The sequence below is a fragment of the Aminobacter sp. J44 genome, from assembly GCF_007829415.1.
Lineage (GTDB): Bacteria > Pseudomonadota > Alphaproteobacteria > Rhizobiales > Rhizobiaceae > Aerobium.
The window spans coordinates 32,953-50,874 of record NZ_VLJG01000011.1 but is presented as its reverse complement, the minus strand read 5'-3'; the positions used below and the strand labels follow the sequence as shown (position 1 = coordinate 50,874).

The following is a 17,922-nucleotide window of genomic DNA, read 5'->3' as shown; positions in this document are numbered from 1 at the left end:
CGTCATGCGCCAGCAGCGTTAGGGACAGGCAGCAGATGTACCGGTGCACGACGCGCGACATCGAGGTTGAGGTCGAGCCGTTCTTCCTGCCCGACCGTTCGGACCCGGACGAAAGCCATTTCGTCTGGGGCTATCGGGTGACGATCGTCAACAACTCGCCGATGCGCGTTCAGCTGCTCGAACGCTATTGGCGCATCACCGACGGCCTCGGCCGCGTCGAGGAAGTGCGCGGGGAGGGCGTCGTGGGCGAACAGCCGGAACTCAATCCCGGCGACAGCTATCAGTACACTTCCGGCTGCCCTCTGCGCACGCCCTCCGGCATCATGCTCGGCACCTACACGATGGAGACCGAGAGCGGCGAACGCTTTGAGGTCGACATCCCGGCCTTTTCGCTCGACCTGCCGGATGCGGCGCGGTCGCTGAACTGAGGGGCGTGCTGGGGCGCGCCGCAGGAACCGGGGCTGTCTTTACGGCCTCGCACTCGTGCCTGATTTTGCTGGTTCCGCTCGCGAATGCGCGTCACCGCCGGCTCTCCACGACGCCCCCTCCGGCGCTTCGCGCCACCTCCCCCATAAATGGGGGAGGATCCTCGCGCAGAGCCCGTGGGTACGCCGTGTGCGCCCTTTAGCGTTCAGGCATGGATCGTCGGGTCAAGCCCGACGATGACGAAGCTGGGACATGGGCGCTGGTTCTATCCACGTCCTGCTGGCAGAAGCGGCAATGGGTGCACTGCCGGCGTCCGAGACTGATACTGAACCTTAGCCCGGGATAGGGGCAAACCAAACCAGACCGCCGTGTGCAGGGCTGCATCGGTTAGGATTTCTGATCGTTGGCTTCCCAAGCCATATCAAATCGCACGCCCCGGATCCTCCCCCATTTATGGGGGAGGATCCTCGCGAAGAGCCCGTGGGTATGCCCCCTGCACCGTTTAACGTTCAGGCATGGATCGTCGGGTCAAGCCCGACGATGACGAAGGTGAGACGTGGGTGCCGGCGCTATCCACGTCCCGTCGGCAAAAGCGGTGATGGATGCGCGGCCGGTGGAGGTTTTTCCGTCCCGCCTTTCCTATCGTCATCGTCGGGCTTGACCCGACGATCCATGCCGGAACGTTTGCGCTCGCGGGGCGCTGGCGATGATGCGCTGCCGAGCGGGTCTACGCTTCTTCCTGCAGGTCGTCCGGTTCCGGCTCGGGGAACAGCTTGCGGTCCATGAGCGAGCGGCCGAAGCGGTAGAGGATGTCGGCGGCCAGTTCGCGGCGTTCGCCGATCAGCCGGTTGTAGGCCTTGCCCGCTTCGAAGTTCATCTGGCGGTGCGCCTGCGGGTCCAGACGGTGGATCGACTGCGCGAGGCAGATCGCGATCTCGCAGACCGCCTCGGCGATTTCTTCGCGCATCTCGGCGCGGGTTGGGAAATTCTCGGCCATCCGTAAATCGCCTGCTAGCCCTTGCTCGGAGCAGGACTCTGCACGGCAGCAGTTAACTATTCAATACACGCGGGGATTTGCGGGGGCTTCTGCGGGATCGGACACCCGGCAAGGTGCCGGGCGGAGCAGGGGAGCGCTGCTGAACCCTGACGGTACGGCCTGGCGGATCTGGCGCGCGGGACGGCGATGTGCGTCCTCGGGAAGATTCGGAGAGAAGGTAATGGACGCGGGAGGTTCAGTCCTCACGACCCTGACGCCGAAGACAAAAAAGCCCGGCATCAACTGCCGGGCTCTTCTTTCTCTGCCGACGCTTGCTAGCGCTGGAAGGTGCGCTCGCAGGAGCCTCCCATCCAGTCCTGGCACGCCAGGCTTGCGCGCTGCGCGTCGCGTATTCCCATTTGATCGGAATGTTCGACCAGCTCCGAGAAGCCCCAGCCGAAGGCTGCGGCACCAAGAACTATGAGGAGTATCTTCAGCGTCATCGTCTGTCCGGTTTCGTGCTGGCCCGCACCGCCCGGTTGCCCATGCCAAACATGGCCCCATCCGGTTCACGAAGGCTTACTCGAATATTAACCATCCGGTTGGGACGATGACCAGACCGAATGATCTGCCGCATACGTAAATTGTATGCGGCAGGAGTAACTTTTATTGATCCGCCGGAGCAAACTCGGACGGGTCGAAGTCGTAGCTCACCGAGCAGAACTCGCAGGTGACCTTGATCTTCCCGTCTTCGGTGCTCTCCTTGATCTCCTCGGCGGTAAAGCCGGAGAGGATGCCCTGGATGCGATCGCGCGAGCAGGAGCACTGGTCGCGAACGGTCGTGCCCTCGAACACGCGCACGCCGTGCTCGTGGAAAAGACGGAAGAGCAGGCGCTCGGCGCCGACGGTCGGATCGATCAGCTCGTCGGCCTCGATGGTCGACATCAGCATCCGCGTCTCGTTCCACGCGTCATCGGCGGTCTGGCCGTTGTCGCCATTGTCGCCATCGCCGCCGTGCAGGTCGGGCAGGCGGGCGCGCTCCGGGGCTGCCGGCAGGAACTGCGTCAGCAGGCCGCCTGCGCGCCAGCGGGTGCCGCCGCCTTCGCCGCGGACCATCTGCCGCGCGACCGCAAGGCGCACGTCGGTCGGGATCTGCTCCGACTGGCGGAAGTAGATGCGCGCGGCTTCCTCGAGCGAGGTCTGATCGAGGGGGACGATGCCCTGGTAGCGCTGCATGTGCGCGCCCTGGTCGACGGTCAGCGCAAGCACGCCCTTGCCAAGGAGGTCCTCGGTTGAGGTCTTGCCGGCGGCAATGGCTTCGGCAACCTGCGCCTCGTCGTAGCTCGCATAGGCGCGCAGCGCATGCGGCGTCGTGAAGTCGGCGACCAGCATGCTGACCGGGCCGTCGGACCGGGTCTGCACGATGAACTTGCCCTGGAATTTCAGCGACGTGCCGAGCAGCACGGTGAGCGCCATCGCCTCGGCGAGGAGGCGGGCGACCGGCTCGGGATAGTCATGGCGCGACAGGATCGAGTCCAGCAACGGGCCGAGCTGAACCGCGCGCCCGCGTATGTCGAGCGCTTCCACCGCGAACGGAACAACATGATCGTCGCCGGCGAATCCGAATTCGCCGAGATGTCTTTGGGTCTCAGCCACTGGAGTATCCTGTCAGTTATGCCTGCGTCGCTGGTTGGCGCGGGGTCGTTTGTCGGGTTTTGCGTTGAGATGCGGCCCTTTGCAAGAGGGCCGGCACGCATTGACCTTGCGCATCGGGGTGATGTCGCACACCGATCAGGCGCTCAAGATCCTGGTGAGCCCCTCAGATAGGAAGGCTCACCTTCCGGATCAAGCGCGGAAGCACCAGGCGATGACCGCCTTCTGGGCGTGCAGCCGGTTCTCGGCTTCGTCGAACACGACCGAGTGCGGGCCGTCGATCACCTCGTCGGTGACCTCCTCACCGCGATGGGCAGGCAGGCAGTGCATGAACAGCGCGTCTGGCTTGGCGCGCTCCATCAGCTTGGCGTTCACCTGATAAGGCATGAAGACGTTGTTGCCGCGGGCGCGGTGCTCCTGGCCCATCGACACCCAGGTGTCGGTGACGACGCAATCAGCGCCTTCGACGGCCTCTTCGGCCGAGCGGGTCAACTGGATGCGGCCGCCATTGGCGAGCGCCCAGTCGAGATATTTCTGCGACGGCTCGCTGCCTTCCGGAACGGCGATGTTCAGGCGGAAGCCGAAGCGGGCCGACGCCTCCATCAGCGAGTGCAGCACGTTGTTGCCGTCGCCGGTCCAGGCGAAAAGCTTGTCGCGGACGGGGCCGCGATGCTCTTCGAAGGTCATGATGTCAGCCATGATCTGGCACGGATGCGTGTCGTCGGTCAGCGCGTTGATGACCGGCACGGTCGCATGCTCGGCGAGCTCCAGCAGGCGCGAGTGCTCCGTCGTGCGGATCATGATCGCATCGACGTAGCGGGAAAGAACGCGGGCGGTATCGGCAATCGTCTCCGAGCGGCCGAGCTGCATCTCGGTGCCCGTCAGCATGATCGTTTCGCCGCCGAGCTGGCGCATGCCGACGTCGAACGAGACGCGCGTGCGGGTCGACGGCTTTTCGAAGATCATCGCCAGCACCTTGCCGGCGAGCGGCTTCGAGACTTCGCCAGCCTTCAGGCGGTGCTTGCGTGCTGCGGCGTCATCGAGGATCTGGCGCAGGTCTTCGGCCGAGACGGCCGACAGGTCGGTGAAATGCCGGTAGTCCCTGTTCATTACTTGGCTCCCTCGGAGGCGGCGAGCTTGGCGGCCGCCTTGCGAATTCTTTCAACTGCCTGACGGATGTCATCTTCGGTGACGGTGAGCGGCGGCAGCAGGCGCACGACGTTGTCGCCAGCCGGAACCGACAGCAGATGCTCGTCGCGCATTGCCCCGGCGACGGCGCCGTTGTTCATCTTGCACTTAAGGCCGAGCATCAGGCCTGTGCCGCGCACTTCCTCGAACACGGTTGGGAACTCGTCGACGACCGAGGCGAGCGCCTGGCGCGCCGCGTTGCCCTTCTGCTGCACAGCGTCCAGGAAGCCGTCCTCAAGGACGACGTCGAGCACGGCGTTGCCAACGGCCATGGCGAGCGGGTTGCCGCCGAAGGTCGTGCCGTGCACGCCAGCCGTCATGCCCATCGCGGCCTTATTGGTGGCAAGGSRGGCGCCGACGGGGAAGCCGCCGCCGATGCCCTTGGCGATCGCCATGATGTCCGGCTCGATGGACGACCACTGGTAGGCGAACAGCTTGCCGGTGCGGCCGACGCCTGACTGCACCTCGTCGAGGATGAGCAGCAGGCCGTGCTTGTCGCACAGCGCGCGCAGCTTCTCGAGGAACTGCGGCGGCATCGGGCGGATGCCGCCTTCGCCCTGGACCGGCTCGATCAGGATCGCGGCGGTCTCATCGGTGATGGCCTTCTCGGCAGCCTCAAGGTCGCCGAACGGTACCTGGTCGAAGCCCTCGACCTTGGGGCCGAAGCCCTCGAGGTACTTCTTCTGGCCGCCGGCGGCGATGGTCGCCAGGGTGCGGCCGTGGAACGCGCCTTCGAAGGTGATGATGCGGAAGCGCTCAGGAGCGCCATTCACGTACTGGTAGCGGCGCGCGGTCTTGATCGCGCACTCGAGCGCCTCGGCGCCGGAATTGGTGAAGAACACCTTGTCGGCGAAGGTCGCAGCGGCAAGGCGCTCGCCGAGGCGGGCCTGGCCGGGAATTTCGTAGAGGTTGGAGACGTGCCAGACCTTGCTGGCCTGCTCGGTCAGCGCCTTGACGAGATGCGGGTGCGAGTGGCCCAGCGAATTGACCGCGATGCCGCCCGCGAAGTCGAGGTATCGCTCGCCGCTCTCGGCTATCAGCCAGCTGCCTTCACCTCGTTCGAATGCCAGTGGGGCACGTGCGAAGGTTTCGAAAAGCGCTGCTGATCCGCTCATTGCTAGCTACTCCGGTCGTTCCGGTCACCGACATTAAAAAAAAGCCGCCCAAGGGCGGCAAAGGGCAGCTTATATCGACCTTTGAGCCAGGTGTGTCAAATAAAACGTCGCACCATCTTTCCGCTGCGTTAGCGCCTTTGCTCTTGATGGCGCCAAGTTGGGGAAAACCCGAAAAACTGATTCGGGTGCCGACGGGGACTCTTGTCACGGAGTCAGCCCATAAGGTAGCTTGAGAGCCACAAGAACTAGATTTCGTGCGGCGGATCTAACTACCCCGATACATTTGGTGTCGCGCCGGCTTTGGCCGGACGGGAGTGGATTCCGATTCCGTCCGCAAAATGGAAGCAGGAGCCTCTCCTCATGAACTGGACCGACGAACGCGTTGAACTGCTGAGGAAACTCTGGTCGGAAGGTCTGAGCGCCAGCCAGATCGCTACGCAGCTGGGGGGCGTCAGCCGGAATGCAGTCATCGGCAAGGTACACCGCCTGAAGCTGTCGGGCAGGGGGCGCACGACGCCGGCCCAGCCGCGCGCCAAGAAGGTGGCCCCTGCCGCGGCTCCCGTGAAGGTTCAGACGCGTCCGGCACGCACCATCACCGCAACCGTCGGTGCAACCGCGCTTGCCGCCCAGTTCGACGCCGAGCCGGTGGCGCGCCAGGTGCTGCGCCCGGTCGAAGACGTCGTCGTGCCGATCTCCCGCAACCTGAAGCTGATCGAACTCACGGAGCGGACCTGCAAGTGGCCGAATGGCGACCCGCTGTCGGAAGACTTCAGCTTCTGCGGCAACCAGTCCGGCGAGAGCAGCCCGTACTGCGGCTMCCACGCCAAGGTGGCGTACCAGCCGGCTTCGGATCGTCGCCGCGTGCGCTGATCGAAAAGTTTGAAGTCCAGAAAGACTGGGGAGCCGCAAGGCTCCCTTATTTTGTTTGGCAAGCAAAAAGGATGACTTTGCGTCAGCCGTTTAGTCGGACGTGCGGGCGCGAACGACTATCTGGTGGCTCTTGTCTACTTTGACGCGATCGAGCGGCAGCTGCTCGCCCGTAACGACGTGATAGACGGTCTCGGCGATGTTGGTGGCGTGGTCGCCGATGCGCTCGATGTTTTTGGCGCAGAACAGCAGGTGCGTGCACGGCGAGATGTTGCGCGGGTCTTCCATCATGTAGGTCAGAAGCTCGCGGAACAGCGACGTGTACATCGCGTCGATCTCCTCGTCGCGGTTGCGCACGAAGCCGATCGTGCTGACCTCGCGCGAGGCATAGACGTCGAGCACTTCCTTGAGCTGGGTCAGCGCGAGCGTCGTCAGGGCCTCCAGCCCGCGGAAGAGCTGCMCCGGCTGGCGCATCTCCGCTACCGCCACGACGCGCTTGGCGATGTTCTTGCCGAGATCGCCGACACGCTCAAGGTCGGCGGCAATCTTGATGGTGCCGAGGATTTCGCGGAGGTCATCCGCCACCGGCTGGCGCCGGGCGATGATCTGGACCGCCTGCTCGTCAATCCAGCGCTGACCTTCGTCGAGCGCCGCGTCGTCGGCGATCACCTTTCGCGCAAGGTCGCCGTCGGCATTAACCAAGGCTGACATCGCCTCGTCGACCATGCGCTCGGCAAGGCCTCCCATCGCGGCGATGCGGTTGCCGAGTTCGGCGAGTTCCTGGTCATAGGCGCGGACGATGTGAGATGACTGCATGGTCAAGCCAGACTGCTTCAGGCGGTTTGCATCAGGCTAGAGCAGCCGGATGACAGGAAAAAGAACGGGGCTAGCCGCGCGGCAGGTGGACGCAGAAGGTCGAGCCTTCGCCCACCGTTGAATGGATGGTCAGCCGCCCCTCGTGGCGGGTGAGTATATGCTTGACGATCGCAAGGCCAAGCCCGGTGCCGTTGCGCACGCGGCTTTTCTCGACGTCGACGCGGTAGAACCGCTCGGTGAGACGCGGGATGTGCTCCTCGGCGATGCCCGGCCCATAGTCGCGGAAGCAGACTATGGCTTCCGGGCCGCTGCCGTACCCTTCGCTAATCGAGATCTCGACGCGCTTGCCTTCCTGTCCGTACTTGCAGGCGTTTTCGAGGAGGTTGGAGAAGACCTGGATCAGCTCGTCACGGTCGCCGGGAACGGAAAGGGGCTCGGCGGGCGGCGTAAAGGAGACCTCGACATCGTAGTCCCTCATCAGATGCGACATGGTCTCCAGCACGCCCGAGATCAGCGGGCCAAGCTCCACCTTCTGCTGCGGTCGCATGTGCGGCTTCATCTCGATGCGCGAGAGCGAGAGAAGATCGTCGATCAGCCGCGCCATGCGCGAGGTCTGCGCCTGCATGATTTGCAGGAAGTTTTCGCGCGCCCTGGCGTCTTCCCTGGCGGGACCGCGCAGCGTTTCGATGAAGCCGGCGATCGAGGCGAGCGGCGTGCGCAGCTCGTGGCTGGCGTTGGCGATGAAGTCGGCGCGCATGCGGTCGATGCGGCGGGTCTCGCTCTGGTCCTTGAAGTGGACGAGGAACAGTCCCGCTGCCGTGCCGAGCGGCTTGATCGAGATGAGGAAGGCGCGCTCGACCGGTACGCGCTCGGCATATTCGATCTGCCCCTCGGAGCCGTCGCTCAGCGCCCTCATCAGCAGCTTCTGCACCTCTGGCGAACGGAAGCGGTGCTGCAGCAACGTGCCGGTGCGCAGCGCTCCGAACGAGGCGATGGCGGCCGGATTGGCGTAGCGCGTCGCACCGTGCGCGTCGATCAGGACAACAGGATCGGGCAGCACATCCGCAAGTTCGCGCGCCGGCAGGAGGTCCACCTCGTCTGGCCGCTCGCCAGGTTGCACCTTCATGTCCCGCATTCCCTGCATGCCTGTTGCCGGCTCCCCATCAGGAACGGCTCATCGCACAGCAGTATCACAGTTGTGCGACAATCGCAGGACGCTGGCTCATTCGGCCGGCAGGGCAGCGACACGGGGCGGCGGGATGATGGCGGCAGCACGGGAAGCACGCCTCTCCGGTGCTTGCGTGGCGGGGTAGCTGACTGAGCGCCGGTGCGGTGTCTTGTGCCAGTGGTGCGGGCGCCACCAGAGCTCCCAGATCGCGACCCAACCCGCGACCGACAGCAGCACCCAGTGCACCGGCGTCAGGCAGATCGTCTTCCAGAGCGGCGGCCGTTCGCTCGCTGCGAGGCTGCGCCAGCCGAGCATGATGAAGGCGCCATAGCCGCACACCAGCGCCGCGAGCGCCAGCAGCACGATCTGTGCCTCGAACGTGTCGATCGAGCCGGAAGCAATGACCGACGCGCTGACGTAGAGTACAGAGGCGAGGAAGACCGGGTGTACAAGCGCCGACAGGATCATGCCGAAGACAACGATCTGCACGGCGAGAAAACCGGCGAAGCCAAGCTCGCGCCAGAGCAAGACCGGATGGCGCATGTGGACGAGCCAGGTCTGCATCCACCCTTTGAACCAGCGGATGCGCTGCGGCAGCCATTCGCGGAGCTGCTCCGGCGCATCCTCGAGCGTCGGGTTGCGGATGATGCCGATCTCATAGCCGTAGCGGGCAAGGCGCAGGCCGAGGTCCGCATCTTCGGTGACGTTGAACGCGTCCCAGCCGCCGACTTCGATGAGCACCGAACGGCGGAAATGGTTGGACGTGCCGCCGAGCGGCAGCGGCAGCCCGCTTCGAGCCAGGAATGGCAGCAGTCCCCGGAACAGCCCCGCATATTCGAACGCGAACATGGTTGCGAGGATGCTCGCCTTCGTGTTGCCGATGACGAGCGGCGCCTGCAGGCAGGCAAGCCTTTGCCCGTCGCGACGGAAACGCGCATAGGCGGCGGCCAACTGGTAGGGGTCGGGCCGATCCTCGGCGTCATAGAGCGTGACGAACTCGCCGCTGCAGAGCGGCAGCGCATAGGCAAGCGCCTTCGGCTTGGTGCGCGGCAGGCCCGGCGGGACCTCGATGATCTCGATGCACGGATGCAGGCGGTGCGCGCGCAGCGCCGCAAGTGTCTCACCGTCGTCCGCCTCGCAGACGATTTTGATCTCGAGCTTGCTGCGCGGCCACTGCAGCTTGCCGAGTGCGACCAGCAGCTGCGGCACGATCTCCCGCTCGCGGTAGAGCGCGACGATGACGGAATAGACAGGCAGCTCATCCGGTTCGCCCGGCTGCATGTGCCGGCGCTGGATCGGCCGCGCATCGCGCAGCGCCAGCAGCCGCAGCATGATGCAGCTGAAGAAGGTGAGCGCGGCGAGTACGTGGATTGCCAGGATCGTGACGGCGGGAGCGAGCGCAAGGCAGGTTCCGAGAAGTGCCAGCAGTACGCCGATGACGAGGCCTTGCCTGCCGGTAATGACGGTGCGGGCAGTCAGATGCGGCGAGTGCAGCGCATGCGCGTTCTCCGCGTCGAACAGCAACCGCCGGCTGGTCCGCTCGACCAGCGCCTTACGGACGACGGAAGGCGGCGCAAGGCGCAGGCGGTTGGAAAGGTCCGGATGCTCGTTCACCCATTTGCGCAGCGTGCCGAGTTCGATATCGGTCCGCGCCATAACGTGAATGATATTGCCCGACGCATCGCTCACCATCATCACGCGGGCACCAAAGCTGCGCCGTAGCGCATCGAGCCGCGCGTCGGCGTCCATGACGATCTGTTTGGGCGAGATCCTTGCGATGAAGCCGAGGCCGACTTCCACGGCAATGGCGCGGAAGAAGCGATCCTCCACCACCTTGCCGGAGGCGAGCAGCTCGCGGGCAAAGCCGGTGTCGTTGGCAACCGCACGCCGGGCGATGGCGCGGGCATCCTCGGCGCCGAGCCCGATCCGTGCCAGTACCGGTCGCCATTCGCGCAGCTTGGCGTCCACGCGCATTTCACGGATCTGCCGGACCGACGGCAGCAGGATCTCGAACCGGTCTTCCGCTGGGTGAAACGTGCGCCGGAGCGGACGCGGGGCAGGAGGCTTGAGAAGGGTGTGTGGTGTCGTGGCCGGGGAGGTGGCGAGGCGTGTCATGAGGCCACCTCCTGCCAGCAGGACGCACTTCTCGCGCGCGTCGCCATCGCGGCGACCGGATGCGGCTTCACATGACCTGTGAGTTGGCAGATTGATGTTCTGCTCATGTACGCCCCCGTTGTTGGGGATCGTGGCACGGTATTTTAGAATTTTCAAATATTTTTGGTATTGGTGCAGCAACGTCTCTGAAATGCGGTAGCGTTGCTTGGTTTGTGCGTGCCGAGGCGCCGGTTGACACTGCTTCAAGGGGAGGCGCAGATATAGGCCCGTTTCGAGAACCGTTGCCCATGTTCCGTCAGTCCTTCCGGTCCGTCCTGCGCATCCTGCTCGCCTGCCTGCTGGCGGTCGCAGCCGGTGTGCCGGCGGGGGCGGTGGGGCCGACAATCCCGAACTATTGGGACGAGAAGGAGCGGCTGCCGCGCCCTGACCTCAGCAGCGTCGCGCGAGTTCGCTTTCTCATGACGTTGGACTTTCCGCCCTTCAGCTATCTCGATGGCCAGAACCGTCTGACCGGCTTCCATGTCGAGCTCGCCCGCGCCATCTGCCGCGAACTCGACATCCTGCCGCGCTGCCAGATCCAGGCATTGCCGTGGGAAGAGCTGGACACGGCGCTCGAGAAGGGCGAGGGCGAGGCGCTGATTGCGGGTACGCCGATCAATGCTGAAACGCGCCAGCGCTACATCTTCACCCGCCCGCACCTGCGTTTTCCCGCGCGCTTCGTGGTGCCGGAAGGCAAGCCGCTTGCCGAGCCGCTTTATCGAGGCGTCGCCAACAAGCGCATCGGCGTGCTGGCTTCGTCTGCGCATGAGGCGATGCTGCGCAGCTATTTTCCTGCCGCACGGCCGGTGACCTTTGCCCGCCCGGAATGGATGATGGAAGCTCTGCGCAAGGGAACGATCGACGGCGTCTTCGGAGATGGCATGCGCCTGTCGTTCTGGCTTGCGGGATCCGGTGCCGGCGGCTGCTGCCGCTTCGCCSGCGGGSCCTATCTCGCGCCGGAGTTCCTGGGGGCAGGGCTCGCGATTGCCGTCCGGCCGGAGAACGAACTGCTGGTGCAGGCGTTCGATCACGCCCTGCGCGAGATCGCCGCGAAGGGCACCTTCGCCGAGCTCTATCTCAAATATTTCCCGGTCAGCTTCTACTGAGCGAAGGTGCGGTGGCGGATGCTCGCCGCCTTGTCGATCGCCTCGACCGCCGCATGATCGACCTCAAGATGCTGACGCAGGATGTCGAGGATGCGGACCTCCTCCAGCTCGAAGGCATGGTCGGCTGCGGCGACATCGACCGCCAGCGCATAGGCGGTCTCACGCATCTCCGGCGACAGGACGTCCTTGACCATTGCTAGCACGCTCTCGAAGCCCGACGGTTTGCTCAGCAGCTTCTGGCAGTCCTGCGCCACCTCGAGCGTCTTCGCCTGCGGGAAGCCCGCGAAGGCCGGCAGCGTGCGAATGATCGCGCCGATACGCGAAAGCTCCTCGTCGCGCATTACTCGGTCGGATGCCGACACGATGACCATGATGTAGACCAGCGCTTCCTGCGGGGTCGGCTTAGCCATGAACTGCTCCTGTCCTGAAGGGTAGGCGTGACGCACCGCAAGGTAGGAAGCCGGCCCGTTCGCCGCAACGAAAAAGCGGCGCAAAGATTGACGCACCGCACCTGCAGCCTTAGAGGTTCACGCGCGTGCAGAGTGCCGCCAAACCCTCATGGAAAGCCAGAAATGAGTTCTTCGCGATCGAATTCGATTCATGTGACGCCGGAAATCCTTGCCGCGGCACGCGAAAGCAAAGCGTGGCCGTTCGAGGAGGCTCGCAAGATCGTCAAACGCTATGAGGGTCGCGACTGGCCGGAAGCTGTGCTGTTCGAGAGCGGATATGGCCCGTCTGGCCTGCCGCACATTGGCACCTTCGGCGAGGTGGCACGCACGACCATGGTGCGCCATGCCTTCCGCGTTCTGACCGAAGACAAGGTGCCGACGCGCCTCCTGTCGTTCTCGGACGACATGGACGGCATGCGCAAGATCCCGGACAACGTGCCGGACCGCTCGTTCCTCGAGCCGCACCTGCACAAGCCACTGACCTCGGTGCCGAACCCGTTCGGTGGCGACTACGAGAGCTTCGGGCATCACAACAATGCGATGCTGCGCCGCTTCCTCGACACGTTCGGCTTCGACTATGAGTTTGCGAGCGCGACCGACTACTACAAGTCCGGCCGCTTCGATGACATCCTGCGCCGCGTCGCTGAGCGCTATGACGACATCATGGCGATCATGCTGCCGACGCTCGGCGAAGAGCGCCGCGCGACCTATTCGCCGTTCCTGCCGATCTCGCCGAAGACCGGCCAGGTGCTCTACGTGCCGATCAAGAAGGTCGATCCGGTCAACGCGACTATCACCTATGACGATCCGGACGGCGAGGAAGTCACGCAGTCGATCCTCGGCGGCAGTGTCAAGCTGCAATGGAAGCCGGACTTCGGCGCTCGCTGGGCAGCGCTCAGCGTTGACTTCGAGATGTTCGGCAAGGACCACGGCCCGAACATGGGCGTGTACGACGCCATCTGCAAGGCGCTGGGCGGGCAGCCGCCGGAGCACTTCGTCTACGAGCTGTTCCTCGACGAGAATGGCGAGAAGATCTCCAAGTCGAAGGGCAATGGCCTGACCATCGACGAGTGGCTGACCTACGCGCCGACCGAGAGCCTTGCTCTCTACATGTTCCAGAAGCCGCGCACGGCGAAGAAGCTCTACTTCGACGTCATCCCGCGCGCCGTCGATGAGTACTATACCTTCCTGTCGGCCTATCACCGCCAGGACTGGAAGGAGCGCCTCGGCAACCCGGTCTACCACATCCACAGCGGCAACGTGCCGGTGGTCGACATGCCGGTCTCCTTCGCGCTGCTGCTCAACCTCGTCAGCGCGTCGAACGCGCACGAGCCGTCGGTGCTGTGGGGCTTCATCTCGCGTCATGCGCCGGGTGTCACGCCGGAAACCCATCCGGAGCTCGACCGCCTCGTCGGCTATGCGATCCGCTACTTCAATGACTTCGTGCAGCCGACCAAGGTGTTCCGTGCGGCGGACGAGGTCGAGGCGGACGCACTCAAGGCGCTGTCGGAGAAGCTCGGCTCGCTTGCAGCCGACGCGGACGGCGAGACGATCCAGAACGCGGCCCTCGACGTTGCTCGCGCAATTGAGCGCTACCAGGACCACAACAAGAAGGGTCCGGACGGCGGCCCGGGCGTGTCGGTGGCGTTCTTCCAGATGATCTACCAGGTGCTGATCGGCCAGGAACGCGGCCCGCGCTTCGGCTCGTTCGCCGCGCTCTACGGAATCGACAACACCCGGGCTCTGATCGGTAAGGCGCTGGCTGGCGAGCTAGTCGCCTGACGGCTGGGAAACTTCCGGCAGCGAGGTCGCTGCCGGCACAGCAGGAACGAAGGGAGCGGGGCCGAAGATGCCCCGCTTCTGCTTTTTGGCTTCCTCTTCGAGTTCGGCATATGGGCCGCCTGCTTCCGCGTGTGCCCAGCCCTGCGCGACCAGCCATTCGGCCGGGTTCTGCTTTCCGAGCTGGCATCCGGCAACGACCGTGCCGGAGCTTTCAGCCGGCAGCACGCAGCTCAGCGCACGCCCGCGCAGCCAGTTGCGGAAGGCGGTGCGGGCATGGATGCCGCACGGCCACTTCCTGCCGTCGGCCTCACATTCCTCGTCCGGTCCGACCGGAACGATGCCGGCGAGCCGCACCGTGATGTCCTTCGAAGTGAACTCACCCGAGCTCGTCGCCACCGGGCGGTGCAGCAGCGTTGGCTTCTGCTCCGACGGCCCGGCCTGCGCCACCTGGACTTCCTTCGGCGGCTCGATCCGCTCGAGCTCCTGCGGCGACAGGACGGGGATGGTGATGAGGTCCGGGCTCGCCGGCCGCACCTGAATGTTCGGCTGCGCCTTCGGCGCCTGAGCTGTTGCGCTGGCGGCTGGTTCCGCCGGCGCTTCCGGCGCGGCCGTGACGGTCTCATTAGCGGAAGCGCCCGGTGTTGGCACGGTGGGATGCGCGAGGAAGATTGCGGTTGCGCCGACCAGTCCGGCCAGACCTACTCCGATGGCGAGCGGGCGCATGACGTCACCTGTTACTGACTTGCCCAGATGATCCGGGCGATCCACTCGACCTCCCGCATTGGGATGGTGCGGTTGGGATGCTCGGGATTGAGGGAGACGAGCTCAACCGCCTCGCTGGTGCGTGCTGCGAGCAGCTTTGCGGTGACTTCCCCGCCGCGTGTGCGCACCACCACCCGGTCGCCCTTGCGCACACTGGCCGACGGATCGACGATCAGGATGTCGCCGTCGCGATAGAGCGGCAGCATCGAGTCGCCCTGCACCTGCAGCGCATAGGAGCCTTCGGGCGTTCCCGGCGGCACCGCGATTTCTTCCCAGCCTTCGCCCTGCGGGAAGCCGGCATCGTCGAAATAGCCGCCAGCACCGGCCTTGGCGAAGCCGATCAGAGGCACGGTCTGCCCCTTGCTGGCGCTGCCGCTGATGAGCGAGACCATTTCGTCCAGGGTAACACCAGTCGCGCTCAGGATCTTTGCAAGAGATTCAGTCGACGGCCAGCGCGGGCGGCCGTCCGGCGAGGTTCGCTTCGACTTGTTGAATGAGGTGGCATCCAGCCCCGCCCGCCGCGCCAGACCCGAGGGAGTCAGCGAATGCATTTCTGCAAGGGCGTCAATCGCTGCCCATAACTGGTGATGCGAAAGCATGGCTCATCCGTCGGAGCAGGAAAATTGCCTTTTCAAGAGGTTACAACCTTGATCGGGCGGGGTCCAGAAGAGGGGGAACGAAAACTTCGGCGGGGGATTTCTTAACCCTCAGGAGGAAGCCCCGCATGAGAAAGATCCATGGCTCGGCCTTGCCGAGACTGTTGCTTCTGCCGCTTGAAAGCCAGCTCGATCGCGTCGGACGGCGCCTGATGCAGCCCGACGGCGCGCCGCGCTTCGACTTCCGCCAGCCGCTCGGCGAGGAGGCGCTGCTGCCGCCGGACTCGGTGTCGTGGCGTATCTTCAAGAACCCGATCTCCTTGTTCATCGGCGGCGTTGCTGCAGTGATCCTCGAACTTGCCGAACCTGCCGTGCGCACGGGCGTGTGGGAGCACTCGTCCTTTCGCAAGGACACCGTCGGACGTCTGCAGCGCACCGGCCTTGCGGCGATGATCACCGTCTATGGCGCCAGGAGCCGCGCCGAAAAGATGATCGCCGGCGTCGTGCGCCAGCACGACCGCGTCGGTGGCACCACGCCCGATGGCCGAAGCTATAAGGCGAACGATCCCGATCTGCTCGACTGGGTGCAGGCGACCGCCACCTTCGGCTTCACCATGGCCTACAGCCGCTATGTCTCGCAGCTGAGCGCGGAGGAAATCTCGCAGGCTTTCGCCGAGGCGCTGGTGCCGGGCCGTCTTTATGGCGCGCGGAACACGCCGACCTCGCTTTCCGGCTGGGAGAAGATGCTCGCCGAGATGAAGCCGCGGCTCGAGCCGTCGGCGATCATCGACGAGTTCCTGTGGCTGGTATCCGAAGCGGAGGCGTTTCCGGCCGTGCTGCGCCCGCTGCAGCGCTCGATGGTGCGGGCAGCCGTCGCGCTGGTGCCGCAGGACGTGCAGCACATGCTCGGCCTGCCGCACCGCTACCGCATGCGGCTTGGGGAGGAGAACCTGCTGCGGCAGGCGGGCTCGATGGCCGATCGACTGGTACTTCCCTCGCTGCCGCCGGCGCAATCGTGCCTGCGCCTCGGCCTGCCGGCCGACTATCTCTACCACTGGATCCCGGACGCGCTGCCCGACTTTACCCCGCCCCCGGCGCTGAGGGCGACGTCGGGGTCGGGGAGGGGGTGAGGTGTTTAATGAGCGCGCCCTGCAAGGGGCAAACCCTCTTGGCTTAGGCTGGTAAGCGCAAACCACCCACCGCTGGTGGAGAGGAAATGTTCAGGCATGGATCGTCGGGTCAGGCCCGACGATGACGATGGGAAAGACGGGGAGGGATGGCCGGCGGCGGCAGAGCTTGCCATTGCTGCTTCAGTTGGCGGGACGCGGATAGCAGAAGCGCACACGTCCCAGCTTCGTCATCGTCGGGTTTGATCCGACGATGACGATGGGATGGGGGAAGGGATAGTCGTTGACGCCCGTGAGCCATTGCAGCTTCAGTTGGCAGGACGCGGATAGCAGAAGCGTACACCTCCCAGCTCGTCATCGTCGGGCTTGACCCGACGATCCATGCCTGAACGCCGATGAGTGGACGAGGCGTAGCAGCAGGCACGGCCTCCGGATCCTCCCCCATTTATGGGGGAGGTGGTGCGGAGCGCCGGAGGGGGGTCGTAGAGCGCGGGCAGTAGTATTTCCCCTGGGCGCTTCATTCGGGGGCGGGGCTGAGGGGGCACGAAAAAAAAGCCGGGACCGGCAGGTCGGTGGCCCGCCTCCGCCGCCGCGCTCCGTCACGCCCCCTCCACCATGCTTCGCATGGTCCCCCTCCCCCATAAATGGGGGAGGATCCTCAGGCCGAGTGCTTCAGCAGCGCTGTGGGTTTTCCTGACCTGATGCATTGGTGATCGGCCAAGCTTGCAGTTGAGGGGCCGTAATTTCCACCTGCACGACCCGGATCCTCTCCCATTTATGGGGGAGGTGGCGCGAAGCGCCGGAGGGGGCTCGTAGAGCGCGGGCCAGTAATGTTTCCCCTGGGCGCTTCATTCGGCGGCGGCACTGAGGGGTTTCCACGAAAAAGGCCGATGAGGCGGTCGCGATTCTCGCAGCGACCCCGCACTCACCAACCCTTGCAGCTGAGCCACCTTATCCGGATGCTGCCGCTTCTTAGGTCCTCTGCGGTGGCCGTCAGAGATGGTGCCCAGCAGCCGAAGGCCTGCCCCTTGCGCTGCTAAGCCCCTACACCCCTACACCCCTAAGCCCCTGCTTCCCTACACCGCCCCCTTCGCCAGCTGCCTGAGCCCAGCGTGCGAGGCCATGAAGATGCGCTCTTCCTCGCTTGGCGGGCGAGGGCGGGCGGTTTCGCCGAGCGCGTTAAAAAGGTCGTCGATCTTCAAAAACTGCCGGTTGCGGAAGTCGTAGACGCCGGCGGTCGTCATGACGAGGGCGGCGGTTCGTCCGTCCTCCAGCACGAAGCGGTGGCGGCCGATGACCTGCGTATCCTCCCAGGTCTCGACGGTCGAGACCACCTCGAACTTCGTCCAGAGCCGGATTTCCCGCACGTAAACGGCCTGCAGGCCGCCCATCATCGGCGCCCACTTGTTCTGGCGCGCGAGCTTCAGCAGGCCAGCCCGCGCAAAGATGTCGATGCGGCCAACGTCCGCCAGCATCATGTAACGGGCGTTGTTGAGGTGCATGTTGGAGTCGATGTCGGTCGGCAGGCAGCGGAACGCAAGCCGGCTCTCGCCGCCGATCCGGTAGGTGCCGCGCGACCTGGCCGTCGCCATCATCCGTGCAAGGCGGAGCCAGACATACATTCTCGTCAACCTTTCGGAAGGGGCGGGCAGGGCCGCCCTGGCCGGCGGATCTTCCCCTGCAGGGGAAAGCTCTCGCTGGTCCTTTGGTCAGGAACGCCGGTCCCGTCAACCGGCG

At 64.9% G+C, this 17,922-nt stretch carries 17 protein-coding genes; 5 read left to right on the top strand and 12 right to left on the bottom strand.

What is annotated here, in order from left to right; translation table 11 throughout:
• Positions 1-35: 35 nt before the first annotated feature.
• A complete protein-coding gene (gene apaG, locus L610_RS05865; RefSeq protein ID WP_024849093.1) occupies positions 36-428 on the top strand; it encodes a Co2+/Mg2+ efflux protein ApaG in 393 nt (130 codons plus the stop codon).
• 725 nt (positions 429-1,153) lie between these two features.
• Here the strand turns inward: apaG and L610_RS05860 are convergent.
• From L610_RS05860 to L610_RS05845, 5 genes are all read right to left on the bottom strand, one after another.
• Complete coding sequence (locus tag L610_RS05860) at positions 1,154-1,423, bottom strand: hypothetical protein (protein WP_024849094.1); 270 nt, start codon at positions 1,421-1,423, stop codon at positions 1,154-1,156.
• A 314-nt stretch (positions 1,424-1,737) separates the two neighbouring features.
• Positions 1,738-1,905 carry a hypothetical protein gene (locus tag L610_RS20155; RefSeq protein ID WP_156941767.1) on the bottom strand — a complete coding sequence of 56 codons (168 nt, stop codon included), beginning with the start codon at positions 1,903-1,905 and terminating at the stop codon, positions 1,738-1,740.
• A gap of 163 nt (positions 1,906-2,068) precedes the next feature.
• On the bottom strand, positions 2,069-3,058 hold the full coding sequence (locus tag L610_RS05855) for an Hsp33 family molecular chaperone (RefSeq protein ID WP_024849095.1): 990 nt from the start codon (positions 3,056-3,058) through the stop codon (positions 2,069-2,071).
• Positions 3,059-3,247: 189 nt separating this feature from the next.
• Positions 3,248-4,165: an ornithine carbamoyltransferase gene (argF, locus tag L610_RS05850; RefSeq protein WP_024849096.1), complete on the bottom strand. Its 918-nt coding sequence runs from the start codon at positions 4,163-4,165 to the stop codon at positions 3,248-3,250.
• A complete protein-coding gene (locus L610_RS05845) occupies positions 4,165-5,358 on the bottom strand; it encodes an aspartate aminotransferase family protein (protein ID WP_144703353.1) in 1,194 nt (397 codons plus the stop codon). The genes argF and L610_RS05845 overlap by 1 nt, the downstream gene beginning before the upstream one ends.
• Positions 5,359-5,718: 360 nt before the next feature.
• Here L610_RS05845 and L610_RS05840 point away from each other — a divergent pair, with 360 nt between their 5' ends.
• A complete protein-coding gene (locus L610_RS05840; RefSeq protein ID WP_144703350.1) occupies positions 5,719-6,228 on the top strand; it encodes a GcrA family cell cycle regulator in 510 nt (169 codons plus the stop codon).
• 90 nt (positions 6,229-6,318) lie between these two features.
• On the opposite strand, the gene phoU is transcribed toward L610_RS05840, so the two are convergent.
• The 3 genes from phoU to L610_RS05825 all read right to left on the bottom strand — a co-directional run bounded on the left by phoU (position 6,319) and on the right by L610_RS05825 (position 10,324).
• Positions 6,319-7,041 carry a phosphate signaling complex protein PhoU gene (phoU, locus tag L610_RS05835; RefSeq protein ID WP_144703347.1) on the bottom strand — a complete coding sequence of 241 codons (723 nt, stop codon included), beginning with the start codon at positions 7,039-7,041 and terminating at the stop codon, positions 6,319-6,321.
• Between the two features lie 70 nt (positions 7,042-7,111).
• Positions 7,112-8,167 carry an ATP-binding protein gene (locus L610_RS05830; RefSeq protein WP_245263760.1) on the bottom strand — a complete coding sequence of 352 codons (1,056 nt, stop codon included), beginning with the start codon at positions 8,165-8,167 and terminating at the stop codon, positions 7,112-7,114.
• A gap of 96 nt (positions 8,168-8,263) precedes the next feature.
• Positions 8,264-10,324, bottom strand: coding sequence for a glycosyltransferase family 2 protein (locus L610_RS05825; protein ID WP_024849101.1), 2,061 nt, complete (start codon positions 10,322-10,324; stop codon positions 8,264-8,266).
• Between the two features lie 287 nt (positions 10,325-10,611).
• Between L610_RS05825 and L610_RS05820 the strand changes: the two genes are divergently transcribed.
• Positions 10,612-11,469, top strand: coding sequence for a transporter substrate-binding domain-containing protein (locus L610_RS05820; RefSeq protein WP_144703344.1), 858 nt, complete (start codon positions 10,612-10,614; stop codon positions 11,467-11,469).
• Here L610_RS05820 and L610_RS05815 read toward each other — a convergent pair.
• Positions 11,463-11,879: a tellurite resistance TerB family protein gene (locus tag L610_RS05815; protein WP_024849103.1), complete on the bottom strand. Its 417-nt coding sequence runs from the start codon at positions 11,877-11,879 to the stop codon at positions 11,463-11,465. The genes L610_RS05820 and L610_RS05815 overlap by 7 nt on opposite strands.
• A gap of 162 nt (positions 11,880-12,041) precedes the next feature.
• Between L610_RS05815 and L610_RS05810 the strand changes: the two genes are divergently transcribed.
• Positions 12,042-13,700, top strand: coding sequence for a lysine--tRNA ligase (locus tag L610_RS05810; RefSeq protein WP_024849104.1), 1,659 nt, complete (start codon positions 12,042-12,044; stop codon positions 13,698-13,700).
• Here the strand turns inward: L610_RS05810 and L610_RS05805 are convergent.
• On the bottom strand, positions 13,689-14,423 hold the full coding sequence (locus L610_RS05805) for a thermonuclease family protein (protein WP_024849105.1): 735 nt from the start codon (positions 14,421-14,423) through the stop codon (positions 13,689-13,691). The genes L610_RS05810 and L610_RS05805 overlap by 12 nt on opposite strands.
• An 11-nt stretch (positions 14,424-14,434) precedes the next feature.
• Positions 14,435-15,061 (bottom strand): helix-turn-helix transcriptional regulator, encoded by a 627-nt coding sequence (locus L610_RS05800; protein WP_024849106.1) that lies wholly within the window; start codon positions 15,059-15,061, stop codon positions 14,435-14,437.
• Positions 15,062-15,186: 125 nt separating this feature from the next.
• On the opposite strand from L610_RS05800, the gene L610_RS05795 reads away from it, so the two are divergent.
• On the top strand, positions 15,187-16,188 hold the full coding sequence (locus L610_RS05795; protein WP_144703341.1) for an oxygenase MpaB family protein: 1,002 nt from the start codon (positions 15,187-15,189) through the stop codon (positions 16,186-16,188).
• Between the two features lie 1,073 nt (positions 16,189-17,261).
• Here L610_RS05795 and L610_RS05790 read toward each other — a convergent pair.
• Positions 17,262-17,807, bottom strand: a complete 546-nt coding sequence (locus L610_RS05790) for a thioesterase family protein (RefSeq protein ID WP_024849108.1) — start codon at positions 17,805-17,807, stop codon at positions 17,262-17,264.
• Positions 17,808-17,922 lie beyond the last annotated feature (115 nt).